This window comes from Amycolatopsis thailandensis, from assembly GCF_042723255.1.
Lineage (GTDB): Bacteria > Actinomycetota > Actinomycetes > Mycobacteriales > Pseudonocardiaceae > Amycolatopsis > Amycolatopsis thailandensis.
The window spans coordinates 1,186-12,166 of record NZ_JBHXJK010000196.1; the positions used below are offsets into that span (position 1 = coordinate 1,186).

Consider the following 10,981-nt stretch of genomic DNA (forward strand, 5'->3'; position numbering starts at 1 on the left):
ACGTTGAAGGTTGCGAACGTGGCTTTCGCAACGCGCGACAACCCGTCCGACCTGGTCGCGGCTAAAGTGCGGGGTGATGAGACGCAAGCTCCGCCCGCCGCTCCCGCCCCGTCACGGGCTCGACCCCGCGAGGCTCAAGATGCCCACCGAGGGGCCCTGGACGACGTTGCGGGAGCACCTCGTCGAGCGGCTCCCCCGCGTCGCGCCCGAGCGGATCGAGGAGATGCTCCGCGAGGAGCGCATCGTCGGATTGGATGGGCCACTGGGCGTCGATTCTCCGTTCGTGCCGGACTCGTTCGTCTGGTTCCATCGCGATCTGCCCGATGAGGTCGAGGTCCCGTTCGAGGTCTCCGTCCTGCACCGCGACGAGCATTTCCTGATCGCCGACAAACCGCATTTCCTCGCGACGATCCCGCGCGGGCGGCACATTCTGCAGACCGCGCTGGTCCGTCTCCGCCGCGAACTCGACCTCCCGGCGCTCGTCCCCGCCCACCGGCTCGACCGGGTCACCGCCGGGCTCATCCTGTTCGTGATCACTCCCGAAGTCCGCGGCAAGTACCAGACGATGTTCCGGGATCGCTTGGTACACAAGGAATACGAGGCGATCGCGCGGTACGACCCTGACATCGCGATGCCGCGCGAGATCAGCAGCCGCATCGTCAAGGAACGCGGGGTCATCGCCGCCCATGAGGTCGACGGACCGCCCAACGCCGAAACCCGTGTCGAGCTGATCGAGCACCGTGACGGGCTCGGCCGCTACCGCCTGCTTCCCGCGACCGGCCGCACCCATCAGCTCAGGTTGCACATGAGCGGCCTCGGGTTGCCGATTCTCGGCGACGACTTCTACCCGGAGCTGACCGAGACCCCGCTCGACGACTTCACCGAACCCTTGCAGCTGCTGGCGAAGGTCCTCGAATTCACCGATCCGGTCACCGGGGAACGCCGCCGGTTCGAAAGCGGTCAGACCCTCGAAGCGTGGACGGACCTCGACGCGTGGCGCCGAGGTCCGTGACACCGGCTCACTTCCGCCAGAACTTGATCCCGCTCCAAGTCACCTTGACCGGCCCGGCCCCGCTGGCCGTCCGGTAAGCGCCGAACTTGTCGTAGTAGCTGCCACTGCTACTGCTCACCGTCTGCTTCAGCGATCCGTTGATGTACACCTTGTGCGTGCTCCCGACCTGGTGCACGGTGTTGACCCGCACCGACGTCCCGACGGTCGCCCCGCTTCCCAGCGTCTCCCCGCCGTGGACGGCGTAGAGCCGTCCGCCGCGTTCGACCGCGAGCATGAAGTACGGTCCGGCGGTCGGGGCGTCGCGGAAGGTCTGCTTCAGGCTGATCCGGGTGCCCGCCATGCTGGTGATCCGGAACGAGCCCTCGAACTGCCGGGTCCCGCCGGTGTAGGTCACGTAGCGTCGTTCGGCCCGCTGGTCCCCGCTCCCGGTGGAACAGGTCAGTTCGAAGTTCAGCCCGTCGACGTTGCCACATCCGCGTTCCTGGACGTTGAACGAGGGGTTCTCCGCCGTCCACGGCCCGGTGCCGACCTGGGCGTTCGCCGGCATCGCCGCCGCCACCAGGCCGAGTACGGCCGCCGCGACCACCCCGGCGGTCCGAAGTCGTCTCCGCATCCTGCCTCCTGCACACTCAGGGCGGCGGTGGTGGTCCAGACCAGGACCAGGCTGCGACTGTACGAGTACGAACCGTCATCGGACAAGACGTTGACGCTCCGGCGTCCCGCTGATTGGGTAACGACGGTGATCCTCTCCATGACGGTCCTCGAAGGACTCGCGGCCGGGACGATCGACCTGACCTTCCGGCGCTGGTCGAAACAGAACGTCCACCCGGGTGACGTCATGCGCTTGGAAGCCGGAGTGATCGAGGTCGACTCGGTCGAGATAGTCGACCCCGCCGCCATCACCGACGCCGACGCCCGCCGTTCCGGGGCGGACTCGGCGGACGCGGTCCGCGGGACCTTGCGCGGCCCCGCGGACGCCCCGGTGTACCGCGTCCGCCTGCGCTATCTCGGACCCGATCCTCGGCGGACGCTCAGCGCGGATACCGAACTGTCCGAAAAGGACGTCGAAGACATCCGCAAACGTTTGTCCAAGATGGACAGATACCGCTTGTGGACCCGCGAGACCTTGCGGCTCATCGCCGACAATCCCGGTCGCCGGGCCCAGGAACTCGCCGACCTCCTCGGCCGCGAGAAGGAACCGCTGAAGGTCGACATCCGGAAGCTCAAGGGCCTGGGCCTGACGCTCAGTCTCGAAGTCGGCTACCGGATCTCCCCACGCGGCGCGGCCTACCTCCGGCTCACCGAGGATCCCGGTAGAACGCGCTGAGTTCCGGTACGAGCCGCTCCGGCGGGACACTGTGGAACTCCCCGTCGAGTTCGACCTGCCTCGCCCCCGGGATCGCTTTCGCGGTGGCGAGAGCGGCGGCCTTCAGCCAGTCCGTGCTGCCGTTGCTGTTCACGACGAGGACGGGCGTCGCGATCGACGCCAGCTCGGCCGGCACCTTCGAGTCGCCCAGCACGAAGGCGTCGTAGACGAGCGTGGGCGCGTAGGACCGGAGCTCGGCCCACATCGGCGTCGCCTTGGCCGCGGCGACGGCCTCCGCGGGTGTGCCGACGGCGGACATCGTGAACAGCGCGACGGCGTCGTCCCACCGATCGGCCGCGACCAGGTCGCGCATCTCGTCCGCGTACCCCTCGGGGACGTCTTCGGTTTCGCCGCGATACGGCGACTCGAAGACCGAAAGCCGCGCCATCGGCACTCCCGCCGCGGCGGCGAGGAGCGCCAGCGTGCCGCCGGAGGAGATGCCGTGCACGATCACCGGCTCGTCGAACGCGGCGACGACGGCGGCGAGGTCCTCGATCTCGCGCTCGACCGCGTACGGCGCGGTGTCCCCGCTGTCGCCCCTGCCCCGGCGGTCGTAGGTCACCACGGAGAACTCGACCACGAATTCCGCGACCAGCGGTTCGTCTCCGTGCCGGTCGTTGCCGGCGCCCGCGACGAGCACCACCACCGGCCCCGCGCCGCGTCGTTCGAACGCGATCGGCGTTCCGTCCGCGGACCTGACTGTGTCGATCATGCGGACCATCGTGCCCGGCGCCGCCGCCGGGCGCAGGTCAATTTATCCGATCGAACACGCGTTCGACAAATGAGCGGAACCGGGGTAGGTTCGGTCGCCATGACACCCGCGCTTCAAGCCTCGCTCTTCGACGAGTGCGCCGTCCTCGGGCTCGGCTCACTCGGCGGATTGCGGCGCACCGAGCTGACCCGGGGTGCCTGGATCGACGTGCTGCCCGGCTGGCTCGCGGGCGCCGACGAACTGTTCACCCGGCTCGCCGAAGACGTGCCCTGGCACGCCGAACGACGGCAGATGTACGACCGCGTCGTCGCCGTGCCCCGGCTGCTGAGCTACTACCGCGAGGGCATGCCGCTCCCCCATCCGCTCCTCACCGAGGCACGGGAAACACTCTCGGCGCACTACGCGGACGAGCTCGGCGAGCCGTTCGTGACCTCCGGTCTGTGCTTCTACCGGGACGGGCGTGACAGCGTCGCCTGGCACGGCGACGACACCGGCCGCTCGCGCACCGAGGACACCATGGTCGCGATCGTCTCGGTCGGCGCCGCCCGCCAACTGGCGCTGCGCCCGCGCGGCGGCGGCGAGACAGTCCGGCACGCCCTCGGCCACGGCGACCTCATCGTCATGGGCGGCAGCTGTCAGCGGACCTGGGAACACGCCATCCCGAAGACCGCCAAACCCGTCGGGCCGAGGATCAGTGTCCAGTTCCGGCCGAGAGGAGTCGCCTGAGCATCAGTCCAGCAGCACGGGCAGCGCGTCGACGCCGTAGACGATCGAGACCTTCCGGAAGCCCACCTCGTCCGGTTCGATCGCCAGCCGCATCTCCGGGAACCTGCGCACCAGCGCGGGATACGCGGTGCGCAGCTCCATCCTGGCCAGTTCCGCGCCGATGCACCGGTGGATGCCCCAGCCGAAGGCGAGGTGCGAAGTCGGCTCGCGGGTCGCGTCGAACTTCTCCATGTCCTCGCCAAGGACACCGTCGCGGTTCGCGACGCTGAGCGAGCACAGGACGATGTCGCCCTTCGCGATCCGGACGCCGGCGACCTCCATGTCTTCCTTGGCGAAACGCGGGAAGGCCATCTGCACGACGGTCAGGTACCGCAGCAGTTCCTCGACGAACTTGTGGACAGCGTCGTCGTCACCGCGGACGGTGTCGAACAGCGAACGGTCTTTCAGCAGGACGAGCGCGCCGAGGGCGAGCATGCTCGCCGTGGTCTCCAGCCCGCCGGTGAGCACACCGTCGGCGAGACCCGCCAGTTCGCGGTCGTCGATCTCGTCGCCGTGCTCCTTGATGAGCATGCCGAGAAGACCGTCGCCCGGGTTCTCTCGCTGCTTCTTGACGATGTCGTCCAGATAGGACAGTGACTCCGTCATCGCGCCGAGTGACGCGCCCGCGCCGCCGAAGAGATCGAACCGCGCGGTGCTCAGGCGCTGGAAATCGTCACGGTCCTCGTACGGGACGCCCAGCAGCTCGCAGATGGTCAGCGACGGGATCGGCAGGGCGAAGGCCTCCCACAGGTCGACGGGCCCGTCCGCCTTCTCCATCGCGTCGAGCTGGTCGGCGACGATCTCGTCGATCCGCGGCGCCAGCCGGGACAGCCGCCGCATGGTGAACTCCGGCGTGAGCAGCCGCCGCAGCCTGGTGTGCACCGGCGGATCGGCGAACCCGAGCCCGCCGGGGTTCTGGTCCTCGGTCACGCCCGCGTTCCCGACCAGGTTCGTGAAGTCGCTGCTGAACTCGGTCACCTTGCCGAGCACGGCCTTGGCCTCGTCGTAACCGGTGACCAGCCAGGCGTTCATCCCGAACGGCAGGTCCAGCTTGCTGATCGGCTCTTCCGCGCGGATCCGGCCCAGCTCGGCCACCGGGTCGAGGCCGTCGCGTTTGAGCGGCCTCAGCGCGTTTTCCGGGATGATCGACATCTTGGCCAGGTCGAAGCCGTTTTTCTGCTGACGCGCGAGGTAGCGGCGGCCGATCCACGCCAGCACGCGCGAGCGAATGCTCCCCATACTCCGCACCCTACTCCAGCCACTGACCACCTGACCTGGCACAACAGGCCGCCTTCGCCCGGCCGGGCAGGAATTTCGACGGCTGTTCACCCGCCGTCCCACTCGATTCGTCACGTCCAGAAAGTCGGATTCGGGCCGCGGACGGTTCCCGGTGGCCGGGAGACCTCGGTCACGGTCGGTCACGACGGACCGGAGAGAACGCCTGACATCCGGCCGGTGTCGTGAGATTGTCAGACCTTCCTGGGAGGATTCGGACATGTCACCCTCGCTCATCGGACGAGACCATCCCGCGGGTGTGCTCCGCGCGGAGATCGCCCGCGCCGCCGAAAGCCACGGCGGGCTGGTGCTGGTCACCGGCGAGGCCGGGATCGGCAAGACCACGCTGGTCACCGGCGCCGCCGAAGAGGCGAAGCGCCTCGGCGCCCTGGTGCTCAACGGGTCTTGCTGGGACTCGTCGAGCGCACCGGGCTATTGGCCGTGGACGCAGGTGGTGCGCGGGTTGCGGCGCGCGGTCGGGCAGGGCTGCTGGGCCGCGATGGCGGACAGCGAGCTCGACGTCCTGCTCGGCGAGACCCGCGGCGACGGCGCGGCGGACGGGTTCCGCCTGTACGACGCGGTGACGAGCGTGCTGGTGACAGCGTCCCAGGACCAGCCGGTCGTGGTGGTGCTCGACGACCTGCACTGGGCCGACGCCGCGTCGCTGCGGCTGCTCGAATTCGCCGCGCGGCACACCTGGTTCGAACGGCTGTTGCTGATCGGCACGTATCGGGACGTCGAGGTCGAGACGACCGATCACCCGCTTCGCTCACTCATGCTGCCGTTGCTCGCGAAGGCCACTTCGGTCACTCTCACCGGGCTCGAACCGGAAGAGGTCGGCACGCTCATGGCCAGGACGGCGGGCGCGGAGCCGGACAGCGCGCTGGTCGCCGAGGTCCACCGCCGCACCGGCGGCAACCCGTTCTTCGTGGAGCAGACAGCGCGGCTCTGGCACAGCGGCGGTTCCGCCGAGACCATCGCGCCCGGGGTGGCCGACGCGTTGCAACGACGGCTTTCCCTGCTCCCCCAACCTGTTCTCGAGCTGCTGACCACCGCGTCGGTACTCGGCAGGGAGTTCCACCGGAGACTGCTCGCGGGCGTGGCGTCGGCACCGGTGCCCCAGGTCGACAGGCTGCTCGACCAGGCCGTCGCGGCGCGGCTGGCCGTGGTGCACGGGCAGGGCCGGTTCGCCTTCGCGCACGACCTCGTCCGCGAAACGCTGTACGCGAGCCTGTCCGAAGCGGACAGGCGGAAACAGCACGCCGCGGTGATCGCGACGGTTCGTGAAGCCCCGGCGTCACCGGACAGGCTCTTCCCCGCGGACATGGCCCGCCACGCACTGCTCGCAGGCCGGGAACTCGATCCGGGCGAGGCCGTCGACCTGTTGCTCGCCGCCGCGATCGACGCCACCGGCCGCATGGCGCTCGAGGAATCGGCCACTCATTACCGGCGAGCGATGGAGGTCGTGGTGGATCGCCGCCGCCGCGCGGTGATCGCCCTCGAACTGGGCGCCCACCTCACACGGAACCAGAGTTCCGAAGAAGGGCAAGAGGTTCTCGACGGTGCGAAGGCGCTCATCCGCGAACTCGACGACGATGATCTGCTCGCCCGGCTCGCGCTGACCCTGATCCGGGCCGATCACAAAGGGCTGCGGGCCGAGGAGACCACCGCCCTGCTCACCGAGGCGTACCAGCGGCTCTGTGGCGGGAAACCCGGCGACGACGTCTCCGTCGACCGGATGACCCAGGAAGTGACCGCGCGGATCATGATGACCGCCCGCGACGTGCACGACGATTCCGCCCTGTTGTTCGGGCTGTGGGCCCGGCACGACGCGATCTGGGGGCCTGGTACCGCCGCGGAACGGCAACGGCTCACCGAGGAGCTGATCGCGGTCGGCCGCCGCACGGGGAACTCGGAACTGGAGCATTTCGCGTCGTCGTTCCGCTGGGTGGCGTTGCTGGAGCAGGGTGATCCGCGTTATCTGGAGCAGTACCGGGACTTCCTCGCGATGGCGAGCGCCAACCTGGTGCCGAGTTCGTACCTGGCTTCGATGATCGACCAGAACATCATCGCCATCCTCCAGGGCCGGTTCGCCGAGGCCGAGGCGTTCCTGAAGCGGCTGGAGCACGTGGAAGGCGACAGCGAGCATCCCTACTTCGGCAATCTGCACCAGTTGCAGAGGTGGGCGCGATGGTGTCTGCAAGGCCGTTTCGAGGACCTCGTCGGATTGCACCGGGAGATCGCGCACAGCGGCTACGGCTACAGCAGGCTGCTGGAAGCGATCACCGCCGCGCAACGGGAGGACGTCGCGGAAGCCGTGCGGCTCACCGATCTCGCGGCCGAGGCGAGGCCGTTCCCGCGCGAACTGGAGCCGCTGTGGCTGCGCTGCCAGGCGCAGGCGGCCGCGCTGTCCGGAGATCCCGACCGCTGCGAGGCGGCCCGCGCGACGCTCGCGCCGCACAGCGGCGAGTGGGTGGTCTCGCTCTACGGCTGTGAGGTCTCCGGCCCCGTCGATCTGTGGCTCGGCAGACTCGACCTGGCCCAGCACCGGTGGAACGAGGCGGCCGGAAAGCTGCGGGACGCGGCGCTTTCGGCCGACCGGATGCAGTCCACGCCGTGGGCGGTCGAAGCGAAGTCGTGGCTGGCGAAAGCCTTGCTGGGCAGGAATCTCGAAGAAGACCCGGCCGAAGCGGCGGCACTCTTGTCCGAAGTGGACAGAGAAGCGGGTGCGATCGGCATGAATCACGTCGTGGCGCGGGTGGAAGAGACCCGGAAAAGCGTACGGACCCCGCCCGTTCCCGCCGCCGAGTTCCGCCGCGACGATGCCGTGTGGACCTTGCACTTCGACGGCGTCACCGCGCACCTTCCGGATTCGAAAGGCTTGCGGGACTTGCATTTCCTGCTCGGCAGGCCGGGTTCGGACGTGACGGCCGTGCGGCTTCTCGACCCCGAGGGCGGCGAGGTGGTCGTCGCCGCCAAGAGCCTCGGCGGGGACGCCGTCCTCGACGACGAGGCGAAGGCCCGCTACCGGGCGCGGCTGGACGAACTCGACGAACTGATCGACTCCGCGACCGCGCTGGGCCAGGACACCCGCGCCGCCGCGCTGGATCGTGAACGGGACGCGCTGCTCGCGGAACTGCGATCCGCCGCCGGGCTCGGCGGGCGCACCCGGCGGCTCGGCGACGAGGCCGAACGCGCGCGCAAGACGGTGACCGCCCGGATCCGGGACACCCTGCGCAAACTCGACGAGCAGCACCCGGCACTGGCCACGCACCTGCGCGCGTCGGTCACCACCGGGTCTTCGTGCCGTTACGCGCCGGACGACAAGGTCCCTTGGCGGCTGTAGCCACCAAGGGACCTTGTCACCCCCAGCTCATTTACGGTTGTAGAGCCTCATCGTCAGCGTCCCGAAGACCGCGAGGATGACCGCGCCGGCGATCAGCACCCAGGTGATCTCGCCGCCGTCCCAGTTGCCGTCCATCATCGAGCGGACCGCCGCGACCACGTGGGTCACCGGGTTGACCTCGACGAACGCCTGCAACCAGCTCGGCATCGTCTCCGGGTTGACGTAGATGTTGCTGAGGAAGGTCAGTGGGAACAGCACCATCATGCTGACGCCCATCACCGACTTCTCGCTGCGCAGCAGCAGGCCGAACATCGTCCAGATCCACGAGAACGCGAACGAGAACGCCAGCAGCAGGAGGATCGCGGCGGCCACGCCACCGACCCCGCCGCCGGGCCGGAAGCCCATGATCAGCCCGACGCCGAGGATCACCAGCGCCGCGATGAGGTAGCGCAGCATGTCGCCGAGCAGGTAGCCGACCATCGCCGACGGCCGCCAGATCGGCAGCGTGCGGAACCGGTCGAAGACACCCTTCTCGATGTCGGTGTTGACCGAAATCCCGGTGTACATGGTGATCATCAGGATGCTGCTCGCCATGATGCCCGGCAGCACGAACTGCAGGTACTGCGTCGGCGAGCCGGACAGCGCGCCGCCGAAGAGGTAGGTGAACATCAGCGTCATCATGATCGGGAACGCCGTGACGTCGAACAGCTGCTCGGGCACGTGCTTGATCTTCAGCATCGCGCGCCACCCGAAGGTGACCGATGCCGACAGCGCGCTGGGGCGCTGAGGGCGGTTCTTCGCGATCAGGACGGCGGCGAGATCCTCCGCCTTCGGTGCCGCGAGAACGGGTTCGTTTTCTTTGACTGCCGTGGTGCTCAAGCTGCACTCTCCTCAGGCGTGGCGGTGCGGTCGGTGAGGGCCAGGAAAACCTCGTCGAGGCTCGGCTGGCCGAGGGAGAAGGTGTCGACGACGATGCCCGCGCGGGCGAGTTCGGCCAGGGCGCGCGCGGCGTGCTCGGCGGCACCCTGTTCGCTGCTCTCGCCCGAAAGCCGTGCGGTCAGCGAGACCGGGTCCGGTTCGAGCACCACCTGCGCCTCCAGGTTGCGGACGAGCAGCGCTTCGGCCTCGGGCCGCTGATCGGCCTCGCGCAACCGGACGTGGATGGCACCCGCGCCGACCGACGCCTTCAGCTGCCCCTTGGTGCCTTCGGCGATCACCTTGCCGTGGTCGATGACGGCGATCCGTGACGCCAGCTGGTCGGCCTCGTCGAGGTACTGCGTGGTCAGCAGGACGGTGGTGCCGTGCCGCACGATCGCGCGGACGATGTCCCAGACCTGGTTGCGGCTGCGGGGGTCGAGCCCGGTCGTCGGCTCGTCGAGGAAGAGCACGTCCGGGGTGTTGAGGATGCTCGCGGCGATGTCGATCCGCCGCCGCATCCCGCCGGAGTAGTTCTTCACCTGCCGCCCCGCGGCCTCGGTCAGGCCGAACGCCCCCAGCAGTTCCTCGGCCCGCGCGCGGGCGGCCGGTTTGCGGTGCCCGGTCAGCCTGCCGATCAGCACCAGGTTCTCGGTCCCGGTCAGATCCTCGTCGACCGAGGCGTACTGCCCGGTCAGGCTCACCATGGACCGGACGGCGTCGGCCTCGCGGACGACGTCCTTGCCGAAGATGCGCGCCTCACCGCCGTTGGGGCGGAGCAGGGTCGCGAGCATCTTCACCGCGGTGGTCTTGCCGGCGCCGTTCGGGCCCAGGACGCCGTACACGGTGCCGGCCGGGACCTTCAGGTCGATCCCGTCGACCGCCCGCTTCTCCCCGAACACCTTGACCAGCCCCGAGGCTTCGATGGCCAGTTCACTCATTTTCCTTTTCCTTTCAGAAACTTTCAGCAGACGTAGGGACGCGCGGCACGCGCTGCGCGCAGGGCGAGGCCCCACCAGACGAGCTCGTCGAGCAGGGTGGTGACGGCCTGTCCTTGGCCGTCGGTGTCGAAAGGGGTGCCGTCGAGGAGGTTGAAGGCCACGGTGTCCCGCATGGTCACCGTGTGCAGCTCCGTGAAGACCGAGCGCAGCTGCTCGACGGCGTAAAGGCCCTGTGACCGGTAGCCGTAGGAGACGAAGCCGACCGGCTTCACGCGCCACTCGTCGTAGGCGCAGTCGATCGCCTGCTTGAGCGACGCCGGGAAACTGCGGTTGTACTCGGGAGTGACGACGATGTAGGCCTCCGCGTCGTCGATCCGCGCGGTGAGCCGCTTCATTCCCGGGGTCGGCTGCTCCGGCAGCGCGGCGGGCAGGTCGAAGTCGATCAGGTCGAGCACCTCGGTGACGAGGTCGTCCCGGCCTTCCGCGCGGCCGGTGAACCACTTGCCGACGGCGTCCCCCACCCGCCCTTCACGGGTACTGCCGATGATCACCGCGACCCGCAGCGGACTGTCGTTCACGACCGACCTCCTCTCGCCTCACCCTTCAGGCGCGAGAAAGCCGCCGGGCGTTCGCTAGATCGGATCTAGCG

Annotated in this window: 10 protein-coding genes; 4 read left to right on the forward strand and 6 right to left on the reverse strand. The window is 68.9% G+C overall.

Annotated elements, in window-relative coordinates; all coding sequences use genetic code 11:
• Positions 1 to 76 precede the first annotated feature (76 nt).
• On the forward strand, positions 77 to 1,012 hold the full coding sequence (locus ACFWMR_RS40050) for an RluA family pseudouridine synthase (protein ID WP_378382167.1): 936 nt from the start codon (positions 77 to 79) through the stop codon (positions 1,010 to 1,012).
• 7 nt (positions 1,013 to 1,019) lie between these two features.
• Here ACFWMR_RS40050 and ACFWMR_RS40055 read toward each other — a convergent pair whose 3' ends face one another.
• Positions 1,020 to 1,625, reverse strand: a complete 606-nt coding sequence (locus tag ACFWMR_RS40055) for a hypothetical protein (RefSeq protein ID WP_378277463.1) — start codon at positions 1,623 to 1,625, stop codon at positions 1,020 to 1,022.
• 138 nt (positions 1,626 to 1,763) lie between these two features.
• On the opposite strand from ACFWMR_RS40055, the gene ACFWMR_RS40060 reads away from it, so the two are divergent.
• A complete protein-coding gene (locus ACFWMR_RS40060; protein ID WP_378382168.1) occupies positions 1,764 to 2,339 on the forward strand; it encodes a hypothetical protein in 576 nt (191 codons plus the stop codon).
• Here ACFWMR_RS40060 and ACFWMR_RS40065 read toward each other — a convergent pair.
• Complete coding sequence (locus ACFWMR_RS40065) at positions 2,311 to 3,090, reverse strand: alpha/beta fold hydrolase (protein ID WP_378382169.1); 780 nt, start codon at positions 3,088 to 3,090, stop codon at positions 2,311 to 2,313. The two genes, ACFWMR_RS40060 and ACFWMR_RS40065, sit on opposite strands and share 29 nt — an antisense overlap.
• 99 nt (positions 3,091 to 3,189) lie before the next feature.
• Between ACFWMR_RS40065 and ACFWMR_RS40070 the strand changes: the two genes are divergently transcribed.
• Complete coding sequence (locus ACFWMR_RS40070) at positions 3,190 to 3,816, forward strand: alpha-ketoglutarate-dependent dioxygenase AlkB (protein ID WP_378382170.1); 627 nt, start codon at positions 3,190 to 3,192, stop codon at positions 3,814 to 3,816.
• A 3-nt stretch (positions 3,817 to 3,819) separates the two neighbouring features.
• On the opposite strand, the gene ACFWMR_RS40075 is transcribed toward ACFWMR_RS40070, so the two are convergent.
• Positions 3,820 to 5,094 carry a cytochrome P450 gene (locus ACFWMR_RS40075; protein WP_167405949.1) on the reverse strand — a complete coding sequence of 425 codons (1,275 nt, stop codon included), beginning with the start codon at positions 5,092 to 5,094 and terminating at the stop codon, positions 3,820 to 3,822.
• 256 nt (positions 5,095 to 5,350) lie between these two features.
• On the opposite strand from ACFWMR_RS40075, the gene ACFWMR_RS40080 reads away from it, so the two are divergent.
• On the forward strand, positions 5,351 to 8,476 hold the full coding sequence (locus ACFWMR_RS40080; protein ID WP_378382171.1) for an ATP-binding protein: 3,126 nt from the start codon (positions 5,351 to 5,353) through the stop codon (positions 8,474 to 8,476).
• Positions 8,477 to 8,503: 27 nt separating this feature from the next.
• On the opposite strand, the gene ACFWMR_RS40085 is transcribed toward ACFWMR_RS40080, so the two are convergent.
• Genes ACFWMR_RS40085 through ACFWMR_RS40095 form a run of 3 tightly spaced genes read right to left on the reverse strand, consistent with a single transcriptional unit; the run spans position 8,504 to position 10,910 of the window.
• Positions 8,504 to 9,355: an ABC transporter permease gene (locus ACFWMR_RS40085; RefSeq protein ID WP_093931873.1), complete on the reverse strand. Its 852-nt coding sequence runs from the start codon at positions 9,353 to 9,355 to the stop codon at positions 8,504 to 8,506.
• Positions 9,352 to 10,332, reverse strand: a complete 981-nt coding sequence (locus tag ACFWMR_RS40090; protein ID WP_093931872.1) for an ATP-binding cassette domain-containing protein — start codon at positions 10,330 to 10,332, stop codon at positions 9,352 to 9,354. The genes ACFWMR_RS40085 and ACFWMR_RS40090 overlap by 4 nt, the downstream gene beginning before the upstream one ends.
• 23 nt (positions 10,333 to 10,355) lie before the next feature.
• Positions 10,356 to 10,910, reverse strand: a complete 555-nt coding sequence (locus tag ACFWMR_RS40095; RefSeq protein ID WP_093931871.1) for an NADPH-dependent FMN reductase — start codon at positions 10,908 to 10,910, stop codon at positions 10,356 to 10,358.
• Positions 10,911 to 10,981: the final 71 nt, after the last annotated feature.